Annotated in this window: 16 protein-coding genes and 1 tRNA gene; 2 read left to right on the forward strand and 15 right to left on the reverse strand. The window is 68.5% G+C overall.

Annotated features, from left to right (window positions below):
- Positions 1-138 precede the first annotated feature (138 nt).
- The 7 genes from BN423_RS02240 to BN423_RS02270 all read right to left on the reverse strand — a co-directional run bounded on the left by BN423_RS02240 (position 139) and on the right by BN423_RS02270 (position 7,230).
- Positions 139-570, reverse strand: a complete 432-nt coding sequence (locus BN423_RS02240) for a double zinc ribbon domain-containing protein (RefSeq protein ID WP_019238653.1) — start codon at positions 568-570, stop codon at positions 139-141.
- Between the two features lie 96 nt (positions 571-666).
- Positions 667-2,049, reverse strand: coding sequence for a bifunctional folylpolyglutamate synthase/dihydrofolate synthase (locus tag BN423_RS02245; protein WP_019238654.1), 1,383 nt, complete (start codon positions 2,047-2,049; stop codon positions 667-669).
- A gap of 249 nt (positions 2,050-2,298) precedes the next feature.
- Entirely contained in the window at positions 2,299-2,994 is a 696-nt protein-coding gene (locus BN423_RS02250) for a 5-formyltetrahydrofolate cyclo-ligase (protein WP_232385471.1), read from the reverse strand.
- A gap of 52 nt (positions 2,995-3,046) precedes the next feature.
- Positions 3,047-3,613 (reverse strand): GTP cyclohydrolase I FolE, encoded by a 567-nt coding sequence (gene folE, locus BN423_RS02255; protein ID WP_019238656.1) that lies wholly within the window; start codon positions 3,611-3,613, stop codon positions 3,047-3,049.
- A gap of 145 nt (positions 3,614-3,758) precedes the next feature.
- Positions 3,759-4,628 carry a bifunctional 5,10-methylenetetrahydrofolate dehydrogenase/5,10-methenyltetrahydrofolate cyclohydrolase gene (locus tag BN423_RS02260; protein ID WP_019238657.1) on the reverse strand — a complete coding sequence of 290 codons (870 nt, stop codon included), beginning with the start codon at positions 4,626-4,628 and terminating at the stop codon, positions 3,759-3,761.
- 2 nt (positions 4,629-4,630) lie between these two features.
- Positions 4,631-5,281: a cyclodeaminase/cyclohydrolase family protein gene (locus tag BN423_RS02265; RefSeq protein WP_019238658.1), complete on the reverse strand. Its 651-nt coding sequence runs from the start codon at positions 5,279-5,281 to the stop codon at positions 4,631-4,633.
- A 275-nt stretch (positions 5,282-5,556) separates the two neighbouring features.
- Positions 5,557-7,230, reverse strand: coding sequence for a formate--tetrahydrofolate ligase (locus BN423_RS02270; RefSeq protein WP_019238659.1), 1,674 nt, complete (start codon positions 7,228-7,230; stop codon positions 5,557-5,559).
- A gap of 301 nt (positions 7,231-7,531) precedes the next feature.
- Here BN423_RS02270 and BN423_RS02275 point away from each other — a divergent pair, with 301 nt between their 5' ends.
- Both BN423_RS02275 and BN423_RS02280 read left to right on the forward strand, forming a co-directional pair.
- Complete coding sequence (locus BN423_RS02275) at positions 7,532-8,389, forward strand: transporter substrate-binding domain-containing protein (protein WP_019238660.1); 858 nt, start codon at positions 7,532-7,534, stop codon at positions 8,387-8,389.
- A 9-nt stretch (positions 8,390-8,398) separates the two neighbouring features.
- Positions 8,399-11,476, forward strand: a complete 3,078-nt coding sequence (locus BN423_RS02280) for a mechanosensitive ion channel domain-containing protein (RefSeq protein WP_019238661.1) — start codon at positions 8,399-8,401, stop codon at positions 11,474-11,476.
- 122 nt (positions 11,477-11,598) lie between these two features.
- Here BN423_RS02280 and BN423_RS02290 read toward each other — a convergent pair whose 3' ends face one another.
- The 8 genes from BN423_RS02290 to BN423_RS02325 form a co-directional block, all read right to left on the reverse strand.
- Complete coding sequence (locus BN423_RS02290) at positions 11,599-12,519, reverse strand: LysR family transcriptional regulator (protein WP_019238662.1); 921 nt, start codon at positions 12,517-12,519, stop codon at positions 11,599-11,601.
- Between the two features lie 299 nt (positions 12,520-12,818).
- Positions 12,819-15,554, reverse strand: a complete 2,736-nt coding sequence (locus tag BN423_RS02295; RefSeq protein WP_019238663.1) for a valine--tRNA ligase — start codon at positions 15,552-15,554, stop codon at positions 12,819-12,821.
- 70 nt (positions 15,555-15,624) lie between these two features.
- Positions 15,625-17,076, reverse strand: a complete 1,452-nt coding sequence (clpX, locus tag BN423_RS02300; protein WP_019238664.1) for an ATP-dependent Clp protease ATP-binding subunit ClpX — start codon at positions 17,074-17,076, stop codon at positions 15,625-15,627.
- Positions 17,076-17,699, reverse strand: coding sequence for an ATP-dependent Clp protease proteolytic subunit (locus BN423_RS02305; RefSeq protein WP_019238665.1), 624 nt, complete (start codon positions 17,697-17,699; stop codon positions 17,076-17,078). The genes clpX and BN423_RS02305 overlap by 1 nt, the downstream gene beginning before the upstream one ends.
- Before the next feature lie 131 nt (positions 17,700-17,830).
- A complete protein-coding gene (gene tig, locus BN423_RS02310) occupies positions 17,831-19,162 on the reverse strand; it encodes a trigger factor (RefSeq protein ID WP_019238666.1) in 1,332 nt (443 codons plus the stop codon).
- 98 nt (positions 19,163-19,260) lie between these two features.
- Positions 19,261-19,344: transfer RNA gene (locus tag BN423_RS02315), tRNA-Leu, on the reverse strand.
- A gap of 144 nt (positions 19,345-19,488) precedes the next feature.
- Positions 19,489-20,079, reverse strand: a complete 591-nt coding sequence (locus BN423_RS02320; RefSeq protein ID WP_019238667.1) for a metallophosphoesterase family protein — start codon at positions 20,077-20,079, stop codon at positions 19,489-19,491.
- Entirely contained in the window at positions 20,076-22,031 is a 1,956-nt protein-coding gene (locus BN423_RS02325) for a BMP family ABC transporter substrate-binding protein (RefSeq protein ID WP_019238668.1), read from the reverse strand. The genes BN423_RS02320 and BN423_RS02325 overlap by 4 nt, the downstream gene beginning before the upstream one ends.
- Positions 22,032-22,052 lie beyond the last annotated feature (21 nt).

Genomic DNA, 22,052 nt, shown 5'->3' on the forward strand with positions numbered 1-22,052 from the left:
GCGGCGAATCACGCGCTCGATCCTTTCCTCGCGAACAGGTACAGGTTTACCACAACCGGGCGGCGTTGCCCATACCCAACGGGCAACCCGACCCCCGCGCCATAAAGAAAGCCCCCGCGCGCGGGGGCTTCCGAAACCTTACTGGATGTGCGTCCGGCAGTACGGGCACACCTTCCAATGCGCGTCGAGCGGGCGATGGCAGCTGGGGCAGACGTTGCGCACCTGCGTGTTGCACACGGGGCACACGACGAAGTCCTTCTCGATGGGCGAGCCGCAGCGCGGGCAGGTGCCGTACTGGGCGAGCTGGCGCTCGCGCAGCGCCATGTCGAGCTCCTGCTCCTCGCGGTCGGCGAGGTAGGTGCTCGGGCGCAGGACGTTGTAGGCGATGAGGCCGACGAACGGGATGAGCGCGAGCAGCCCCCACGCCCAGAAGTACTGCGAGCCGCGGCGCCGCGCGTCGATGAAGACGTAGACGACAGACAGCACGTACAGTGCGACGATGAACGCGAGGAAGAGATAGATGACGAACATGACCTGCGGCGTCATGAGCTCCTGGATATATTCCATCATGAGCGATCAATACCTTTCAGCTGCTCGAACGCGAACGGGCGTATACCAATATGGCATTGTATACCAAACGGTGGATATCCAACACCCGGGATGAAATCACCATGCCGCGAAGCGCGCGGCAACCTCGCCGGCGAGCGTGATGGTGCCGGCGGCGACGATGGCCTCGCCCGCGCGCGTGACGGCGTCGAGCGCCTCGGTGACCGAGGCATGCGTCGCGACGAGGTCTTCCGGCGGGCGCCCCTCGCGCGCGAGCTCGTCGGCGACGAGAGCGGCGAGCTCCCGGACGGGACGGGCGCGGGGCGAGTCCGTCTGCGTCACGCGCACGTGCGGAAAGGCCGGGACGAGGGCGCGCACGATGCCCTCGGCGTCCTTGTCCGCGAGCGCCGCGATGAGGAGCGTGGGGCGCTCGGCGCGCGCAGGCTCGATCTCCCCCACCGACGATATGAACGAGGCGCACGACTGCGGGTTATGGCAGGCGTCGATGAGCACGAGCGGCTCGCGGCGCACGACCTCGAAGCGGCCGGGCGTGGGGCAGGCGGCGAGGCTGCGCGCGAGCGCCCCCGCGTCGAGCGGCCGGTCGAGGTAGCGCTCGGCGAGCTGGATGGCGCATGCGGCGTTCTGCGCCTGGTAGAGCGGCTTTACGAGGGCGGCCTCGTAGGCGGCGCGACGCGTGCGCACCTCGACGCGGAGCTCGTCGCCGAGCGTCGCCGGCTCGTGGAGCACACGGAAGACGGGCATATCCGGGACGACGCCGGTCTCCGCGCAGCGCCCGCGCATGATCGGCCAGACCTCGGGCTGGTGCACCCCCTCGCCGAGCACCGCGAAGCGCCCCGGTTGGATGACGGCCGCCTTCTCGCCTGCGATCTGGGCGAGCGTGTCGCCCAGGATGCGCATATGGTCGAGGCCGATGCCCGTGACCGCCACGCCCACGGGGTTCGTGGCGCTCGTCGCATCCCAGCGACCGCCGAGCCCCACCTCGAGCACGGCGACATCGACCTCGGCCTCGGCGAAGATGACGAGCGCGGCCACGGTGAGCAGGTCGAAGGGCGTGATGGTGTAGGTCGCGAGACCCGCGTGCTGCCGGCGGGCGTTCACGCGCCGGCCCGCCTCGAAGGCCGCCGACACGCCGTGGGCGAAGGCCGCATCCGAGACGACGCGGCCGCAGACCTCCATGCGCTCCGGGTAGCGCACGAGGTGCGGTGAGGTGTAGAGCGCCGTGCGGAGCCCCTCGCCCGCGAGGATCGCCGCCGCGAAGCGCGTCGTGGAGCTCTTCCCGTTCGTCCCGGCGACCTGGAGCACGTCGAAGTGCTTGTCCGGGCGGTCGAGCTCGTCGAGTATGTCGACCACGGTCTCGAGCAAGGGGCCGGCGTCACCGGGGATGGTCCCCGTGTCCGCCGCGCGCCGCACGGCCTCCTCGAAGGGGAGCTCGGGCACCGCGAAGGGCGGGGTATACGGGGATGCTTGGGAGCTATGCGTCATCGGGCAACAGGGCTTTCTGTCGATCGTCGGGACGGGATGCGAGCGCACGGGGCGCGGGCGGCATGGGGGCGCTTCGCTGGGCACCGCACGGGGCATGGGCGGCACGCGCGCATCCTCGCAGGAGGCCGCGCACCGAAACATGCTGCCCGCCGATGGTACCGCAACTCGGATGCTGCTTACACCCTCAGCCATAGGAGCCAATTTCGAGCACATTTTGGGGGCAGAAGTGCTCGAATTTGGCTCCGAGCGTCATTCGTCCCGCATGCCCCGTATGTCCCGTATGCCCCGTATCTGCGCGGGTTGTGCCGACGCGAGCACGCGCGCCTCCGTGACGACGAGGTCCACCGGCACGTCGTGCGCATCGACGGCGCCAAGTGCCCGCAGGCTCTCGACGAGCTGCGCCTCGCGGCAGAGCCCCACGGACACACCGGGGAACGCGGACAGGAACGCATCGAAGTAGCCGCCGCCATACCCCAGGCGAAAGCCCCGGGCATCGAAGGCGAGGCCGGGTACCACGGCGAGGGCGTCGGCGCGCGCGGAAAGGTCGAGCTCGCGCGCGGGGTCTTCAGCGGGTTCGAGCACGCCGCGCGGGCCGCGCGCAAGGCCTGCCAGGGACGTGACGGCGTACCAGCGCATCGCGCGGGTACCGGGCACGCAGCGCGGCAGCGCGACCATCTTGCCCGCCGCCCATACGCGCTCGATGATGGCGCGCGTCTCCACCTCCGTGCCAAAGGAGAGGTACGGCGCGATGACGCGCGCGGCCTGAAATGCCGGCAGGTCGAAAAGGCGCGCTGCGATGGCGCTGTCGGCGGCGGCGCGCTCAGCGGCCGAGCGGCGCGCCCTAAGCTCCTTGCAGCGCGCACGGAGGCCGTCCTTGCCCTCGCGGGCCGCCTCCACCTCGTCCGGCGTGCGCACGAGGGCTTTCAGATGAGCTTCCCGGATCAAGGCATCTCCCCCAAGCGAAATGATAAAATCCAGCCTGTCTGGTTTTTATCATTTACAGGCCGAGCAGGCGAAGCGCCTCCTCGCGCGTCTTGATATCCTTGCGGAACGCGCCGCGCACGGCGGAGGTCATGGTAAGGGCGCCCGCGCTCTTCACGCCGCGCATCGTCATGCACATGTGCTCCGCCTCGAGCACGACGAGCACCCCCTGGGGATCGAGCTCCTCCATGAGGGCGTCGGCGATCTGCGAGGTCAGGCGCTCCTGCAGCTGCAGACGGCGGGCGAACCCCATCACGCACCGCGCGATCTTGGAGAGGCCGGTGATGCGGCCGCCGCGCGGGATGTAGGCCACATGCGCGCGGCCGGTGAACGGCAGGATGTGGTGCTCGCAGAGCGAGGAGAACGGGATGTCGCGGACGATGACCATGTCGTCGCTCTCGGACTCCTGGAACTGCTTGCGCAGGTGGTGCGCCGGGTCGTCGTCGTATCCGCCCAAGACCTCCTCGGCGGCGCGCGCCACCCGGTTCGGCGTCTCCGTGAGGCCGGGCCGGTCGGGATCCTCGCCCACCGCGATCAGGAACTCGCGAATCGCGCGCTCCGCACGCGCCCTGTCGACTGCCATCCTCTAGCCCCTCTCGCTCGCATGGCCTGTGCCGCGCCGGTATCGAAACGAGCCACCCATTGTAGCGCTCATCCACGCGCGCCGCAGCGCCCGGCGGCCCATTCCGCCGATACGCCGTAAAACGGAGACAAACGCCCTATTCGCCCTATTCGGATGCTGCCGCGGCGCACGAGCGCTCGGCGGCCGTGACGACGTGCTGGGCGAGCACCGCCGTCGTCACCGCGCCCACGCCGCCGGGAACCGGGGTGATCGCGGCGACGATGGGCTCGACCTCGTCGAAGGCGACGTCGCCCACGAGCTTGCCCGCGGCCTCGTCCCAGTTGATGCCAACGTCAACCACCGCCTGGCCGGGAGCCGCGGCGTCCGCGCCCACGGTGCCCGCATGGCCGGCAGCGACCACGAGCACCTCGGCGCCACGGCAGGCGGCGGCGAGGTCGCGGGTCCTCGTGTGGCACATGGTCACAGTGGCGTGGCGGGCTTGGAGCATCATCGCGACCGGTTTGCCGATGACGAGCGAGCGCCCCACGACCGTCACCCGCGCGCCCTCGAGCGCGATGCCGGAGCGCTCGAGCAGCTCGATCACCGCCTCGGCCGTGCAGGGAGGAAAGCCCGTCGGCTCGTTGGCGAACACGCCGTAGAGCGAGCCCTGCGTGATGCCGTCCACGTCCTTCGCGGGGTCGAGCGCCGCGCACGCGGCCGCCTCGTCAAGCGTGGCGGGAAGCGGGCGGAACATGAGGCACCCGTGGATGGCGGGGTCTGCGTTCACCCGGCCGATCACCGCGAGCAGCTCCCCCTGCGTGCAGTCCGCGGGGAGGACGAAGCGCTCGACGGCGATGCCCACCTTCTCCGCGCGCTTGCAGGCGCCGCGCTCGTAGGAGAGGTCGTCCGGGCGCTCGCCCACGCGCACGATGGCGAGCGTGGGCATGACGCCCCGCGCCTTGAGCGCCTCGACCCGCGCCGTGAGCTCCCCGGTGATGGCGGCGGCGACGGGCACGCCGCGCAGCAGCTCCGCCATGGCTATCCCCTTCCCCGGATATGGTCGGTCACGCGCGCGGCAAGCGCCTCGGCGCGCGGGATGTAGGCCTCGAGCAGGCCGTCCGCCTCGCGCTCGAGCGCCTCGGCATAGGCGCGGTCGGTGAGCGCGCTCGTGTTCACGAAGACGTTGACGCTCGCCGCGCGGAGCGCCGCCGCGCCGAGCACCGCGCCGCACCCCACGTCGGAGAGGAGCATCGGGCTGCATATGCCGCCCATCTCCTCGAGCAGCTCGATGACGCGCGCGCAGACCCGCATGGTCTCGATGGGCGCCGAGCACGCCGTCTTGGTGGCGACCTCGAGCACCTGGGCGCGGGCGGGATCCTCTTTCGGCATACGGTAGGCGCGCGAGACCGGCTCGAATGCCGCCGCGTCCGCCTCGATGAGACCGATGAGCTCGTGGCGCAGGCCCTCGGCCTCCGCAAGGATGCGCTGCACGTCGTCTTCGACGGCGGCGAAGCGCTTCTTGCCCGCGGTGAAGTTTCCCGCCATCGAGCAGAGCGCGGCGCCGAGCGCCCCGACGAGCGCCGACGCGCCGCCGCCACCGGGCACGGGGAGCTTGGCCGCCAGGTCCGCGGCGAACGCGCGGCAGCTGAGGTCGGCGATCGACCCCTCAGCCGTATGGGTACCGGTCATGGAACCTCCCTAGCTCCTTCCGCATCACCCCGTGATGCACCACGCGCCGCGACCCACCCACCGCAGGCCACCCCTCATATAAAAACCAAAGCCTCCCACCCCGCCCTGCCGAAGGTGCCCCCTCCGAGCAGCCCGAGGTGTCGCGCGGCGAGCACCCGCGCCGTACATGCACGTCACCTCAGGCCTTCCGCCGGATTATCCCGCGGGGCGATTCCGCAGCGAAGCGAGGACAAGCCCCGCGGGAAATCCGACGGGAGGCCGACAGGAGGAACGTCCTAGAACAGCCCGGTAATCACGCCGTTCTCGTCCACGTCGATCTTCTCGGCCGCCGGCACCTTCGGCAGGCCGGGCATCGTCATGATGTCGCCCGTGAGCGCCACGACGAAGCCCGCGCCGGCGGAAACCTTGAGGTTGCGCACCGTGATGCGGAAGTTCTCGGGCGCGCCGAGCTTCGTCTGGTCGTCGGTGAAGGAGTACTGCGTCTTCGCCACGCAGACCGGCAGGTTGCCGAAGCCGTTGTCCTTCAGCTGCTTGAGCTGGCGCTTCGCGGCGGGCGTGTAGTCCACGCCGTCCGCATGGTAGATCTTGGTGGCGATGGCCTCGAGCGCCTCCTCCACCGGAACGCCCGTCTCATAGGAGTACGTGAACGCGTGCGGCTGCTCGCAGAGGCGCATGACCTCGGTCGCGAGCGCCTCGCCGCCTGCGCCGCCCTTCGCCCACACCTCGGAGAGCGCGACGTTCACCCCGAGCTCGCGGCACTTCCGCTCCACGAGTGCGAGCTCCGCCTCCGTATCCGTGGGGAACGCGTTGATGGCGACGACGCACGGCAGTCCGTACACGTCGCGGATGTTCGACACGTGGCGCAGCAGGTTCGGCAGGCCCGCCTCGAGCGCCTCGAGGTTCTCGGTCGAGAGCTCGGCCTTCGGCACGCCGCCGTTGTACTTGAGGGCGCGCACCGTGGCGACGATCACCACCGCGTCCGGGTCGAGCCCGGCCATGCGGCACTTGATGTCGAGGAACTTCTCCGCACCCAGGTCGGCGCCGAAGCCCGCCTCGGTCACCACGTACTCGCCGAGCTTGAGAGCACACTCGGTGGCCTGCACGGAGTTGCAGCCGTGGGCGATGTTGGCGAAGGGGCCGCCGTGCACGAAGGCGGGGGTGTGCTCGAGCGTCTGCACGAGGTTCGGCTTGATGGCGTCCTTGAGCAGCGCCGCCATGGCGCCCTGCGCATGCAGGTCGGAGGCGGTGACGGGCCTGCCGTCGTAGGTGTAGGCCACGACCATGCGGCCCAGGCGCTCCTTCAGGTCCATGAGGCCGCTCGCCAGGCAGAAGGCGGCCATGACCTCGGAGGCGACGGTGATGTCGAAGCCGTCCTCGCGCGGCACGCCCTGCGCCTTGCCGCCGAGGCCGTCCACGATATGGCGGAGCTGCCGGTCGTTCATGTCGACGGCGCGCTTCCACACGATCTGCTTCGGGTCGATGCCGAGCGCGTTGCCCTGCTGGATGTGGTTGTCGAGCATGGCCGCGAGCAGGTTGTTCGCCGCGCCGATGGCATGGAAGTCGCCGGTGAAGTGCAGGTTGATGTCCTCCATGGGAACGACCTGCGCATACCCGCCGCCGGCCGCGCCGCCCTTGATGCCGAAGACGGGGCCGAGCGACGGCTCGCGCAGCGCGAGCACGGCCTTCTTGCCCAAGCGCGAGAGCGCGTCCGCCAGGCCCACCGACGTCGTGGTCTTGCCCTCGCCCGCGGGCGTGGGGTTGATGGCGGTCACGAGCACGAGTTTCGCCTTCCGCGGCAGGTCGCGCAGGGCATGGATGTCGACCTTGGCCTTGTACGTCCCGTAATGCTCGAGCTGCTCCTCATGAAGGCCCACCTTCGCGGCGACCTCGGAGATGGGAAGCATCTCCGCTTCCTGGGCGATCTCGATGTCGGACTTGTATGCTGCCATGTGCGCTCCCCTCACTCTAGAACGTGCGCTCCCATCGTATCCCATTCCGCCGCGCGGGACGCGCTCGCGCGGCCGCACACCCAAACAGTAAAAAACCGGGCATGCGAGCCCTCGCTGCCGACGCATGAAGGCCTGAACGGACACAGTCCCCTATGCTCCCCGCACCCATCCTCACCCGCTGGTTGACGGGAGCGGAAAATGCCGCTGAGCTGGGACGGCGCTTGAGGATACCGATAGAATGGGCGACCGCTGATATTCGTTTTGCAGCGAGGCTGAACCAATGCTGAACTGAGGAGGAACCGTGAATCTCACGAGGAGGTCATTCGGTGCGCTCGCGCTCGCCGCGGGGCTGCTTCCCATCCAGGCGGCGCTTTCCGGTTGCGCGGGCGGCGCACGGGCTGGATCGGGCAGCGCGCCCGCGAAGCCGCTCGATACGGGCACGGCGCTCCGCGCCGGCGTGCGCGCGGACGTCATGGGCTTCGGGTATCTGAACGAGGAGACGGGCAAGTACTACGGGCTCGAGATCGACCTGGTGCGCGAGCTTGCCGAGCGCGTGGGCTACGACGACGTGGAGTTCGTGACCGTCACGCCCGACGACCGCAAGGAGATGCTCCTATCCGGCGAGATCGACCTCATCGCCGCGTGCTACTCCATCGCGAGCACGCGTCTCGAGAACTTCGATTTCTCGCCCGCCTACTACACCGACCACGTCATCGCCGTCGTCCAGAACTCGTCCCTCATCACCACGATCGAGGACATGCGCGGGCGCACCTTCGGCACCATGGCCGGCGCGAACGCCGCCCCGCTGCTCAACGCGAAGCTTCAGGAGATCGGCTTCAGCGCGGGCACGGACAAGATCTTGGGAGGCGCGGACCTCGACGTCCAGTTCGATACGTGGCGCCTCCTGCAATTCCCGAGCTACCAGGAGCTCTCCGACGCGCTCGAGGAGGGCGTCGTGGACGCGATGGTGCTCGACGGCGCCATCGCCAAGACCTACATGAACGACAAGCGCGCCATCATCGAGGGCTTCGAGGTCGCCGAGCAGTTGTTCGGCATCGCCACCCAGAAGGGTTCCGCGCTCTCCGCGCCCGTGGCCGAGGCCGTGCAGGCGATGCTCGACGACGGCACCGTCGAGGCCCTGACCGACAAATGGAACTAGGAGGAGCCGATGCAGATGTCTCGTAAGCTCAAGCGCAAGATCGTCCTGCTCGTCGCCGTCGTCGCGGCGAGCATGGTCGCGATGGGCATCCTCCTGTCCCAGATGCAGCAGAGCCTCTCCCTCGCGAGCTACACCGCCGAGATGGACGAGGAGGCGGCGCAGCTGGAGGCCGTCCTCGCCGCGGCCGAGGAGGAGAACGCCCAGAACAAGGAGACCTTCGACGCCATCTACCAGTCGAAGGCCCAGACGGTCGCGTTCATGGCGGCCAACGACACCGGCTTCGCGGCGACCGACGCCAAGATGCGCGAGTACCAGCAGCTCCTCGATGTCGACAACATCCTGGTCGTGGACGCCGACGGCGCCATCGTGGCCGAGGCCGCCGAGACGCACGCGGACTTCTCCTATGCGCGCTTCAACTACCTGCGGGAATGCCTGTCCACCGGCGAGCCCTCGCGCGCCGTGGAGATCGAGCTGCCCGACGAGGACTGGCTCGCGCGCTACTACGCCGCCCGCCTCGATGCCGACACCATGGTCGTGATCGAGCAGAGCCCCGTCGAGCTCCGCGAGCTCGTGGAGGACACCGGGTCGCTCGCGAGCGTCCTCGGCAACATCTCCGTGGGCCAGGGTGGCTACGTGTTCGCGCTCTCCGCCCAGACCTACGTCATCGAATACCACCCGGACGCCGCGCTCGTGGGCGCGGACGCCCTCGACGCGGGCATCGACGTCACCGACCTCGAGGACGGCGCCACGACCTGGATGACGCTCGACGGCCAGGAGCTCTACTGCCGCGTGAGCCTCATCGGCGACACCTACTACATCTGCGCCATCCCGGCGAGCGACATGGCCTCGGCGCGCACGGTCACCGTGGCCGTGATCCTCTTCGTGTTCTTCGTCGTCATGGCGACCGTCGCGCTCTACGGCGTCTTCGTCCTGCGCGACCGGGAGCGCCACGGGGGCGCGGGCACGGCGGGGAGCTCCGCGCCGTCGCGGCGGCTGCGCTTCGACGCCTCGATCGGGCGGCGCACCGCGGTGCTCGCCCTGACCGGCCTCATCGCGATCGTCATCGTCTCCCTCTACATGCAGACGCTCTTCGCGCTCTCCTCCCAGTCGGTGGCCAACAAGGATCGCGCGGCCTCCATCGCCGAGACCATCGAGCGCACGAACGAGCGCGCCGACGACCTCACCGAGCAGTACAACGAGCGCTACCTCTCGAAGGCGCGCGCGGCCGCCTACATCCTCGAGCAGAACCCGGCGCTCGCCGAGAAGCAGAAGCTGCAGGAGCTCGCCGACGCGCTGCAGATCGTGAACGTCTACGTCTTCGACCTCAACGGCGATATGGTGGCATCCAACGCGCCCTATGAGCACTTCTCGCTTTCCGAGGACCCCGACGACCAGTCCTACGCCTTCCGCCAGCTGCTGCAGGGCGTGGACGAGTACATCCAGGAGCCCATGCCGGACGACACCACGGGGGCGCTCCGCCAGTACATCGGCATCGCGACCTATGACGAGGCGGGCTTCGTCGACGGGTTCGTGCAGATCGGCATCCGCTCGAGCCGCCTCGAGACGCTCCTTGAGAGCGTGCAGATCGACCGCGTGCTCGATGGCGTCCAGGCGGGCGCCGGCGGCTTCGCCTTCGCGGTGAGCAAGGCGGACGGCACCATCGCGTATTACCCCGACCCCTTGGTGCAGGGGAAGGCCGCGACCGCCGTGGGCCTCGCCGAGGGCCAGCTCAAGGGCGGCTACGACGACTACCTCACCGTGAACGGCGAGACCTACTACGCCTCCTCGGTCGAGACGGACGATTACTACGTCTACGTCGCCGGCCCCGAGGGCGAGCTCATGGCGCAGCGCCTGCCGCTCACCCTGGCGACCGTGGGCATCGCCGCCGTCTGCATGGCGCTCGTCTTCTGCATCATCTCCATCGACGCGGCCGCGCCCGAGGCCACGGGCGCCGCGCAGGACGCCGACGGGCGCGTCTTCGACATCGAGACCCCCTCGGGACGCCGCGCGCGCACCGAATCCGCCGCGAGCCGCTGGCTCAGCCGCTCGTTCGACTGGGACGAGATGACGCCCGAGCAGAAGCTCGCCTTCGTCCTGCGCATCTTCATGGGCTTCGCGGTGCTCGCGGTGTTCATCTCGGTGCTCTTCCGCGACGCGATCTTCGGCAGCGACTCCGTCTTCGGCTACATCCTGGGCGGCGGCTGGGAGCGCGGGCTCAACATCTTCGCCATCACGGCGAGCATCATGACCGCCTGCGTGATCTTCACCGTCTCCTGGATCGTCCAGAAGCTGCTCCACCTGCTCTCGACCGTGCTCTCCGCCCGCGGCGAGACCGTCTGCCGCCTGCTCGTGAGCCTCACGAAGTACGGAGCGATCCTCGGCACGCTCTACTGGTGCCTGGCCACCGTGGGTGTGGACACCGCGACGCTCCTCGCGAGCGCGGGCCTGCTCACGCTCGCCATCAGCTTCGGCGCGAAAGACCTCGTGACCGACCTGCTCTGCGGTCTGTTCATCATCTTCGAGGGCGAGTTCCGCGTGGGCGACACCATCTCGGTGGGCGGCAACACGGGCACCGTCATGGAGATCGGCATCCGCACCACCAAGATCAACGACGGCAGCGACAACGTCATCGTGCTGCGCAACAGCGCCATCTCGAACGTGGTGAACCGCACGAAGCTCGACTCCTTCGCCGTCATCGACGTCGACATCGCCGTGGGCGAGGACCTGCCCTATCTGGAGACCATCCTCGAGCGCGAGCTGCCGAGCATCGCAGCGCGCCAGCCCCTGGTGCTCGACGGCCCGTTCTACCGCGGCGTGGTGGCGCTCACGGGTTCCACGATGACCCTGCGCATCATGGCGCGCTGCTCAGAGCGGAACCGCGGCGCGCTCGAGCGCAACCTCAAGCGCGAGATGCGCCTCATGCTCACGCGCTACGGCATCGCCCCCTACCAGCAGCAGTTCACGCACGAGGACGCACAGGACATCCTCGACGACCCGAACGAGGTCGAGGAGCTCGAGCAGGCCGACGAATTCGTGGAGCGCCAGGGCGCGTCCATCGACAAGCTCGAGGGCACAGAGCAGAGCTAACCGCGCCGGCCGAGGTGCATGAACGCACGAGCGCCGCCCGTCCCGACTGGCATCGGGGCGGGCGGCGCTTCGTTTTACGGCGTGGGAAGGCCGGGTTTCGGGGAGACGCGGTTGCGGCGACGCTACGATCCGGCGGCGAACGCGGCCATGAACTGGGGGAACTCTTTGAGCATGAAGCGCTCGAGGGCGCGGTAGCGATCGCTCTTGAAATCGCGGGCGGTGATGGCGCACACGGGCACGCTCAGGGCACCCGGCTCGTCGATGCGCAGCAGCCTGCCGTCGGGCACCGCGGAAAGGCTCTGGATGCCCACGCCGAACGCATAGCCCCGCTCCTCGAGCACGAGGTGCTCGAACGCCTCCTGGGAGCGCACGACGCGCACCGGCGAAGCCAGGCCGTGCGCGCGGTAGCGGTTGAGGATGGTCTCGTTGAAGTCGTCGAGGCCACTCGCATGGCACACGGGGTACGGCGCGAGGTCCGCGAGTGTAACGGAACCGCGGACGGCGAGCGGGTGGGAGCCCGTGACGAACGCGCCCGTGGGAAGCGAGCCGAACACGGTGGCGTCGCAGCGCGCGTCCTCGTACTCCCCCACCGCGATGAGGACGTCGAGCTCATGCGAGAGCAGGTGCGGGATGGCATCGGCGCCCGAGCAGATGCCCACGCTCACCGCCATGCCGAGCCTGCCGGACAGGAAGCGCTCGAGCCCGCGGCACACGGCGACATGGTTGTTGAACGACGGCACGGCGATGAGGATGCTGAGCGCGTCGCGCTCCCGGGGAAGCTCGTCCCGGCTCGCGCGGACGAAGGCCTCCGCCTCGTCGAACGCGACGACCGCCCGCTGGGCGCGCTCCTGGAACCGATGCGCTTGGGTGGTGGCGATGACACCCTTGTTCTTGCGGAGGAAGAGCGGCCGTCCGACCTCATCCTCGAGCGCGGCAAGCGCCTTCGAGACGGCCTGGACCGACACGCCCTCCTCGCGCGCCGCAGCCGAGAACGTGCCCGCCTTCATGACGGAGCAGAAATAGCGAAGTTGTTGAATGTTCATAGACGCAACCACCATGGCATCCGCCGGCATACGCCAAGCGGATCGTCAGCAACCGATACAGAGCCGCACATAATTGTACGAAAGCCCCGGTCAGGGATGCGTCCTTGCGCTACCGTCAACCGCTGTTTGATAACAACCGGCCTATCTGGGTGGTGCAGACGGCCGCTCCGGATGAACAAAGCGTCGCATAGCTCGGTAGTGGGGCCGGATTTCAGCCTTGACTATCGAGATATGCGACGCTTTCTGCCGCGCTCAGCGAAGCACGCGAACCGATCCGCGAGAACGGCGCGGCGCCCGCGTTAGGCGAAGTCGGCGAGCTGGGCGGCGAGCGCCTCGAGCTGCGCCTCGAGCTCCTCCGCGCGCTCGCGCTTCTTGGCCACGACATCGGGCGCGGCCTTGGCGATAAAGCCCTCGTTCGCAAGGGTCTTGCGCACGCCGGCAAGCTCCTTCTCGGCCTTTGCGATGGTCTTCTCGATGCGCGCGCGCTCGGCCGCGAAGTCCACAAGGTCGCCCACGAACACGTAGGCGTCGAAATCGGGGCCGGTGAGCACGATCGAGCCCGCGGGCTTCTCGGCGATCTCGTCGGTCGTGATGCCGAGCTGCCCCACGCGCGCGAACATGCAGATAAACGCCCCCATGCCGTTGATGGCATCGGCGACCTCCTGCGACGTCGCGCGGATGGTCACGTCGAGCTGCTCCTTGGGGCTGATGCGGTAGCGGGCGCGCGTCGAGCGCACGTCCGTCACCACGGCGCGCGCGAGCTCGAAGGCGTGCTCGCCCGCGTCGTCGATGTAGGCGGCGAAGCGCTCGGGCTCCGGCCACTCGGCCACCATGAGCGCAGCGGCCTTCTCGCCCTCCCCCGTCTCGGGGTCGATGTCGAGCCAGCTCACCGGCATGACGTCCCAGATGGCCTCGGTCGCGAACGGCATGAGCGGGTGCATGAGGCGCAGGCTCGTGTCGAGCACGAAGATGAGGTTGCGCTGCGCCTGCAGGCGCTCGGCGGCGCCGTCCTCGCCCTGGCCGTTCAGCCGCGTCTTCGTGACCTCGATGTACCAGTCGCACACCTCGTTCCAGAAGAAGCTCTGGACGGTGCGCGCCACGTCGCCGAAGGCGTAGTGCTCGATGCCCTCGGTCACCGCGGCCACGGTCTTGGCCAGGCGGGAGAGCATCCAGGCGTCGGCCGGCGTCTCCGCGCACGGCGCGCCGGGGGTGTAGCCCTCCATGTTCATGAGCAAAAAGCGGCTCGCGTTCCAGATCTTCGTGATGAAGGCCTTCGCCTGCTCGGTGCGGGCGGAGCCGATGAAACGCTTGTCCTTGTCGAAGTCGGCGTCGAAGCGCACGTCCTGGTTCGCCGTGAAGAGCGAGAGCAGGTTGAAGCGCATGGCGTCCGCGCCGTACATGTCCATGAGGTCCATGGGGTCGACGCCGTTGCCCTTGCTCTTGGACATGCGGCTGCCGTCCTTGGCGAGCACCGTGGGGTAGATCACGACGTCGTGGAACGGCACCTCGTCCAGGAAGTAGAGCGAGCTCATGATCATGCGCGCCACCCAGAGCGCGATGATGTCGCGCGCGGTGACGAGCGCCGTGGTGGGATGATGCCCCTTGAGGCGCTCGGGGTGCTCCGGCCAGCCCTGCGTGGCGAACGTCCACAGCTGCGAGCTGAACCAGGTGTCGAGCACGTTCTCGTCCTGGTGCACATGGTGGCCGCCGCACTTCGGGCACACGTCGGTGTCCTCCATGAGGGCGTCCTCCCAGCCGCAGTCCTCGCAGTAGAAGACCGGGATGCGGTGGCCCCACCACAGCTGGCGCGAGATGCACCAGTCCTTGAGGTTCTCCATCCACGTGAGGTAGCTCTGACGCCAGCGCTCGGCGTTGAAGCGCACCTTGCCCGAGGTCACCGCCTCGATGGCCGGGCCCTTGAGCTTGTCCACGGCCACGAACCACTGCTCGGAGAGCCAGGGCTCGAGCGTGGTGTCACAGCGGTAGCAGTGCATGACGGAGTGGTCGTGCTCCTCGATGTGGTCGAGCAGGCCGTGCTCCTCGAACCAGGCGACGACGGCCTCGCGGCACTCGTCGCGCGTCATGCCGGAGAACGCGCCGTAGCCGTCGACCACGACGGCGTGCTCGTCGAAGATGTTGATCTGCGGCAGGTCGTGCGCCTGACCCATCGCGTAGTCGTTCGGGTCATGCGCGGGCGTGACCTTCACGAAGCCGGTGCCGAAGCCCGCGTCCACGTGGTAGTCGGAGAAGATGGGGATCTCGCGGTCGACGATGGGCAGCTTCACGGTCTTGCCGATGAACGCCGCCTTCTCCGGATCCTTCGGGCTCACCGCCACGCCCGTGTCGCCGAGCATGGTCTCGGGGCGCGTCGTGGCCACGACGATGTACTCCTGGCCATCCACCGGCTCGGTGAGCGGGTAGCGCAGGTACCACAGGTGGCCGTGCTCGTCCTTGTACTCCGCCTCGTCGTCCGAGATGGCGGTCGTGCAGCTCGGGCACCAGTTCACGATGCGCTTGCCGCGGTAGATGAGGCCGTCGTGGTACCAATCGCAGAACACGCGGCGCACGGCGTGGGCGTACTCCGGGTCCATGGTGAAGCGCTCGTCCTCGAAGTCGATGGAGCAGCCCATGCGGCGGATCTGCTGCTGGATGATGCCGCCGTACTCGTGCGTCCAATCCCAGCAGGCGTCGATGAACTTCTCGCGGCCCAGCTCGAGGCGGCTCACGCCCTCGGCCTTCAGCTTCTTATCGACCTTCGTCTGCGTGGCGATGCCGGCGTGGTCGGTACCGAAGATCCAGCGCGTGGACTTGCCGCGCATGCGCGCGCAGCGCACGATGGCATCCTGGATGGAGTCGTCGAGGGCGTGCCCCATGTGGAGCTTGCCGGTCACGTTCGGCGGCGGAATGACGATCGTGCAGTCGCCCGCGCCCGGACGGCGCTCGGGGCTGCGACGGTAGTACCCGCCGCCGAGCCACTTCGCCAAGATCTTGGGCTCCGTCTCCTGCGGATCGTAGGTCTTCGGCATCTCTTCCATGGAGGTCAATCCCTTCCTTGGTGATCTGGACGTGATAAAAAGGTGACTGACACCATTTTATCAGGTGGGGTTAGGCGGCCACGCGGAGCGGCTGCTCCTCGCCGCGGACGGCCGCGGCGGTGACGACGACCTTCGCCACGCCCCGCTCGCTCGGCAGGTCGAACATCGTCTGCTGGAGCACGTCCTCGCAGATGGAGCGCAGGCCGCGCGCGCCGGTCTTGCGGGCGAGCGCCATGCGGGCCACCTCGCGCAGGGCCTCGGGCTCGAACTCGAGGTCCACGCCCTCGAGCTGGAACATGCGGCGGTACTGCTTCACGATGGCGTTGCGGGGCTCGGTGAGGATCCGCACGAGGTCGTCCTCGTCGAGCGCGCGCGTCTCGGTGATGACGGGCGTGCGGCCGATGAACTCGGGGATCATGCCGAAGGCGTTCAGGTCCTGCGGCAGCACCTGGCGCAGCAGATCGTTCTCGTCGGTGGAGCTGGGACCGGCGATCTCGGAGTTGAAGCCGATGCCCTTGTTGCCCACGCGGTCGGCCACGATCTTGTCGAGGCCCACGAACGCGCCACCGCAGATGAACAGGATGTTCGTGGTGTCGATCTGCAGCAACTCCTGCTGGGGGTGCTTGCGACCGCCCTGGGGCGGCACGCTCGCGACGGTGCCCTCGAGGATCTTGAGCAGCGCCTGCTGCACGCCCTCGCCGGAGACGTCGCGCGTGATGGAGAGGTTCTCCGCCTTGCGCGCGATCTTGTCGATCTCGTCGATGTAGATGATGCCCACCTCGGCGCGGGAGATGTCGCCGTCCGCCGCGGTGATGAGCTTGAGCAGGATGTTCTCCACGTCCTCGCCCACGTAGCCCGCCTCGGTCAAGGCCGTGGCGTCCGCGATGGCGAACGGCACCTCGAGGATGCGGGCGAGCGTCTGCGCGAGGAGCGTCTTGCCCGTGCCGGTGGGCCCGAGCAAGAGGATGTTCGACTTCGCGAGCTCCACGGCCGAGAGGTCGTCCGCAGGCGCGGAGTGCTTGCCGAGCGGCTCCAGGGGCGTCATGCCGTCGCTCTCGTCGCGCGCGCCCTCGGCGGCGCCGCCCTCGAGCACGCGGCGGTAGTGGTTGTAGACGGCGACGGACATGGCGCGCTTGGCGTCCTCCTGCCCCATCACGTACTGGGAGAGCTCGTCGTAGATCTCGTGCGGCGTGGGCACGCGGCTGATGACCTGCTTCTGCTCGGGCTCCTCCTCGACGGCCTCCGCCTCCTCGGCGTCCGCGGCGAACGCATGGCGCAGGTCGCCGTACAGGCCGGGGTCGAAGTCGGGGTGCTCGGCCATGAAGTCGCTCGCGAGCGACTCCTCGAGGATCTCGACGCAGGCGGCCACGCACTCATCGCAGATGTAGGTGTTGGTGGGGCCCTTCACGAGCTTGCGGACCTGCCCCTGCTCCTTGCCGCAGAACGAGCAGCGGATGGGGTTGGCGGGCATGCTCGGGTCGTGCGGCCCCCGCGGCGGCATGGTATGCGTGTCCCTGGCCATTACTCAGCACCCTTCGCAGCGTCGGAGCGGGACGCGATGATGCGGTCGACGAGGCCGTACTCGAGGGCGGCGTCGGCGCGCAGGTAGTGGTCGCGCTCGGTGTCGCGCTCGACCTTCTTGATGGACTGGCCGGTCGCGTCGGCGAGGATGCGGTTGAGGTTGTGGCGCGTCTCCTTGATCTCCTGCGCCACGATCTCGATCTCGGTCTGCTGGCCCTGGGCACCGCCGCTCGGCTGGTGGATCATCACCATGGAGTTCGGCAGGCAGAAGCGCTTGCCGCGCGCGCCGCACGCGAGCAGCACCGCGGCCATGGAGGCCGCCATGCCCACGCAGATGGTGGAGACGTCGGGCTTGATGAAGTTCATGGTGTCGAGGATCGCGAGGCCCGAGTACACCTCGCCGCCGGGCGAGTTGATGTAGAGCGAGATGTCCTTCTCCGCGTCCTGGCTCTCAAGATGCAGGAGCTGGGCGATCACGAGGTTCGCCGTCACGGAGTTGATCTCCTCGCCCAGAAAGACGATGCGGTCGTTCAGGAGGCGCGAGTAGATGTCGTAGCTGCGCTCGCCCCGCGGCGTCTGCTCGATGACGTAGGGGACGAGGGCGGAATCGATCCGGGAAATCATGGGGCTCCTTCCTTCAAGGTTCGAGAAACGCGTACGGTGGCCGGAACCTGCGCCGGGCGCGGTCGACCACCGTACGAATGCGTCGGTTTACCGATACGGGACGGTACCCATATCGGGGGAAGGCTATACCGCTACTCGGCGGCCTCCTCGGAGGCGCCCTCCTCGCTGTCCTCGGCCTCGGCGGCGCGGGCCACCTCGTCGACCTCGGTCACCTGGGCGTTCTCGACGAGCCAGTCGCAGGCCTTCGAGCGGCGGATGGAGTCGCGCACGGCGGGCATGCGGCCCTCGGTGACGAAGCTGGCCTTCGAGACCTCGACGTCCTCCACGCCGGCGCGCTCGAACTCGGCGTCGATGTCCTCATCGGTGACCTCGATCTTGAGCTCGCGGGCGAGCGCGTCGAGGGCGAGCGACTCGCGGGCGACGTCGTCGGCCTGGTGATGCAGGTCGGAGATGAACTGCTCGGAGGTGAGGCGGTTGGCCTGGAGCCACTGGTCGAGGCTCATGCCGCGCGCGGAGAGGTTCGAGAGGAACTGCTGGCCGAGCTCCTGGAAGACGGACTGCTCGTAGTCCTCGTCCATCTCCTCGAGCTCGAGGCGCTCGGCGAGGGCGGCCACGCAGCGGCTCTCCTTGATGCCGGGCAGGCGGGACTGCTTGTCCTGCTCGATCTCGAGCTTCACGGCGTCGCGCATGGCCTCGACGCTGTCGAAGCCGAAGGTCTCCTTGGCGAGCTCATCGGTGAGCTCGGGGGTGATGCGGGCGCGGATGGACTTGACGGTGACCTCGACCGTGGCCTCCTCGGCGTCCTCGCCCTCAGGCGTCCAGGAGATCTCCTTGGACTCGCCGGCCTTCATGCCCTTGAGGCCCTCCTCGACGGCCTCGGGCATCGAGCCGGAGCCCACGAAGACCGCGCGGCCCTCGCCGGCGAGGGACTCGGCGTTCTTCACGTCCTTGATGTCGACGGTGACGAAGTCCTCGGCCTCCACGCCGCGATCCTCGACGTCCTCGAACTTCACCTGGTAGGCCAGGAGCATGTTGATCTGGGCGTCGATCTCGGCGTCGGTGACCTCGGCGGGCGGCATCTCGATGGAGACGGGCTCGTAGGACGAGAGGGCGGGCTCGGGGCGCATCTTGTAGTCGACCGAGAAGGTGAAGTCCTCGTGGTCCTTGACGATGGCGTCGACCTTGAACTCGCCGTCCTTGACGGGGACGATGTCGAGGTCCTCGAGGATCTCGGGCGCGACGGCGTTCACCGCGTCCTCGGTCGCGATCGCGAGCACGGCGCCCTCGCCGAGCATGCGGTCGATGACCGGGCGCGGGGCCTTGCCGCGGCGGAAGCCCGGGAAGTTGTACCGCTTGGCGGCATCGCGATAGGCCTTCTTGATCGCGTCGTCGACGTCGGCGGCGGGGATGGTCACCGTCGCGGTCAGGATGCCGTTCTCGACGTCAGATGCAGTGATGTTCAACGTTCCTCCTCTAACCTACCCAGCATAGCCTCAGGCGCTGGAACCTGTTTTTCTCTCTCACCGCCGCGTGCGGCGGAAGCCCCGAGGGGCGTCTGCGCTGGTGCGGGCGAAAGGACTCGAACCTTCACGGGAAGCCCACTGGAACCTAAATCCAGCGCGTCTACCAATTCCGCCACGCCCGCGTGTCGCGCACAGCTCTCGTATGATAGCAGATACCGCCTGCGTGCACACGGTAAAGCTCGCGCACGGGCGCGCTCACACGCCGCGCCCACATGCGTCGCTCCCCCACCCGGGCGCGCGCGGGCGCCGGGCGCGGGGACGCGCGCTCAGAATTCGATGATCCGCGAGCCGCAGGCGTTCACGAGGCGCGCGCCCGACGGGTGGTCGCGCTCGCGCTCGATGCGGCCGTACTCCATGTGCACGTGGCCGTGGACGAGCAGGCGCGGCCGGAGCATGTCGAGCGCCACGTTGAATGATTCGAAGCCCCGGTGCGGGTAGTCGTCGAGGTCGCCGAAGCCGCGCGGCGGGGCGTGCGTCACCATGAGGTCCGCGCCGCCCGACCACTTCGCCCGCAGCGCGATCTTGTACATGCGCCAGCGCATCTCCTGCTCCGTGAAGCCGTAGACGCGGTCGTTGTAGCGCAGCGACCCCCCGAGGCCGACGATGCGCAGGCCGCAGCACGAGATGAGCTTCCCGTCGATGGGCATGCACCCGAGCGGCGGGTGCTCCGCGTACGAGGTGTCGTGGTTGCCCGGCACGTAGAGCAGAGGCACGTTCGCGAGCGTGACGATCGTCTCGAGGTACGTCGCGGGGAGGTCGCCGCACGACACGATGAAGTCGAGCGGGCCGAGCGCCTCGAGGCCGGCGCGCGTCGTGAGGCGGTCCTCCTCGGTGTCCGAGATGGCGAGGATCCTCATGATGTCGTCCCCTTATGGGGCAGCTTCTCCACGTCGAGCGGGATGAGGCCGCTCACCTCGACCTGCTCGAGGCCGTTCCAGGAGAGCTCGCGCTGCTCGGGCAGACGCCCCACGACGTTGGCGTTGAGCCAGCGCATCCGCACGATCTCGGAGCTCGGCAGGCGCCCCGCGCCGTCGAGCTGCACGACGCCCTCCTGGCTCACGAGCTCGCCGGCGAACGGGTCGATGCGGTGCGTCAAGATGGACTGGCGCAGGACGTCGATGAGCGTGCGTTGGCCGTACGGCAGCGCCTCGGAGAGGTGCACGTCGAGGATGCCCGCCGACATGCCCCACCAGTAGTTGAGCGCGGCACCGGAGATGGACTCCCCCACGCGCTTCCAGGTCTGGTTGCGGATGGACTGGACGATGAGCCGGTAGTAGCGCCCCCACTTCCAGACGGGCTCGGCGAGGTGCGTGGACGTGCCGTCGTCCTCGATGCGGTAGAGGCCCCACGGCTCGTCGGGCGCGAGCGGGTCGAGGTAGTCGCGCGCCGAGACGATGCGCACGTCCGCCTCCGCGAGCTCGCGCTTCCAGTCGTAGTCCTTCGCCGAGAACCACTTGAGGTAGATGGTCGAGGCGGGGTCGACCATGGCCGCCCCGATGGCGAAGGCGTTGATCGCCGAGACGCTGCCGAAGGTCGGCACCTCCGCCACATACCCGATGCGATGGTTCTCCGCGAGGGTCGCCGCGAGCGCGCCAAGCAGGAACTTCGCCTCGTAGAGCCGGCCGCTGAACGTGCGCACCGCGCTGTGCGAGAGGCTCACGGAGCAGTTGATGAAGGGCGTGTCCGGATGCAGGACGGCCGCGTGCAGGCAGGAATGCATCTGCGTGGGCGAGATCGTCACCACGAGGTCGGAGCCCGCGGCGATCGCGCGATCGACCGCCTCGTCGAAGGCGTCGTCCTCCGCGCAGAAGGGATGGGCGCGCGTCTCCACCGTGGAGCCCATGTAGCGCTCGAGCATGAGTCTGCCCTTGTCGTGCAGGGCGCACCACCCGTCCGTCTCGGGCGAGCGCTCGTAGATGAACGAGACGCGGAAGGGCTTGTAGGAGCTCACGGGCAGGAGGCTCTTGAGCTCGCTGATGACAGGGGTCTTGCCCTCGGCGGGATCCTCCAGGTAGGCGACCTTGCCGCCGTCGCGCGCCACGACGAACTCGTCCCAGATGCGCGCCACATGGCGCGACACCTCGCTCGGCAGCGATTCGACCGCCTGGTGGAAGCCGAAGATCTTGAGGTAGACGAGGAACGCGTCGCCCGCGGTCACGCCCAGGTGCTCCCCGCCGTGCTTCTTGAACGCCATGAGGAAGGAGTCGAACGCCTGGCGCAGGTCGTGCACCACCTCGTCCGGCCACGCCTCCTCGAGGTCGCGCCCGGCGAAGGCGGCGAGCTTCGCGTAGGAGCCCTCCTCGGTGAGCACGATGCCGTAGATGGGCGCGACGCTGTAGAAGCGCATGAACTCCTGGTAGACGCGGTACGCCTTGGAGTCCGACGCCATGGGTACCACGCGGACGACCTGCGCCGTGATGGTCGGCTGTCCCAAAAAGCGCAGCACCGAGACGCGCTTGTTGCCTTCCTGTACGTAGAAGCGCTGGAAGAACTCGTAGACGAGGATGGGGTCGCGGATGCCCTCCTCGCGTTGAGAATCGATGAGGTCGCTCCACTTCATCGCGAACTCGCTCGAGGCCTCGGGCAGGGGCATGAAGTTCGTGGCGAAGCTGTTCTGGCGGCCGTGCGTGCGCGTGCCCGCGATGAGGGCGATGTCGATCTCGGTGGTGCCGATGGGGATCTCGCCCTGGCAGCCCTCGCCCTTCAGGATGTCGTCGAGCGCGGGCAGGTAGGGGTAGCGCCCCGCCTCGACATCCACCTGCAACTGCTTGGCCGCGAGCTTGCGCGCCCGGCGATAATCATCGAGCATACGCTCCCCTTCTCAATCGCG

Origin of the sequence: Enorma timonensis (genome assembly GCF_000321165.1) — a bacterium.
Taxonomy (GTDB): Bacteria; Actinomycetota; Coriobacteriia; order Coriobacteriales; family Coriobacteriaceae; genus Enorma.

Coding starts and splice junctions, on each gene's coding strand:
- BN423_RS02240 (WP_019238653.1), bottom strand. CDS start 570: ATGATGGAATATATCCAGGAGCTCATGACGCCGCAGGTCATGTTCGTC.
- BN423_RS02245 (WP_019238654.1), bottom strand. CDS start 2,049: ATGACGCATAGCTCCCAAGCATCCCCGTATACCCCGCCCTTCGCGGTG.
- folE (WP_019238656.1), bottom strand. CDS start 3,613: ATGGCAGTCGACAGGGCGCGTGCGGAGCGCGCGATTCGCGAGTTCCTG.
- BN423_RS02260 (WP_019238657.1), bottom strand. CDS start 4,628: ATGGCGGAGCTGCTGCGCGGCGTGCCCGTCGCCGCCGCCATCACCGGG.
- BN423_RS02265 (WP_019238658.1), bottom strand. CDS start 5,281: ATGACCGGTACCCATACGGCTGAGGGGTCGATCGCCGACCTCAGCTGC.
- BN423_RS02270 (WP_019238659.1), bottom strand. CDS start 7,230: ATGGCAGCATACAAGTCCGACATCGAGATCGCCCAGGAAGCGGAGATG.
- BN423_RS02280 (WP_019238661.1), top strand. CDS start 8,399: ATGCAGATGTCTCGTAAGCTCAAGCGCAAGATCGTCCTGCTCGTCGCC.
- BN423_RS02290 (WP_019238662.1), bottom strand. CDS start 12,519: ATGAACATTCAACAACTTCGCTATTTCTGCTCCGTCATGAAGGCGGGC.
- BN423_RS02295 (WP_019238663.1), bottom strand. CDS start 15,554: ATGGAAGAGATGCCGAAGACCTACGATCCGCAGGAGACGGAGCCCAAG.
- clpX (WP_019238664.1), bottom strand. CDS start 17,076: ATGGCCAGGGACACGCATACCATGCCGCCGCGGGGGCCGCACGACCCG.
- BN423_RS02305 (WP_019238665.1), bottom strand. CDS start 17,699: ATGATTTCCCGGATCGATTCCGCCCTCGTCCCCTACGTCATCGAGCAG.
- BN423_RS02320 (WP_019238667.1), bottom strand. CDS start 20,079: ATGAGGATCCTCGCCATCTCGGACACCGAGGAGGACCGCCTCACGACG.
- BN423_RS02325 (WP_019238668.1), bottom strand. CDS start 22,031: ATGCTCGATGATTATCGCCGGGCGCGCAAGCTCGCGGCCAAGCAGTTG.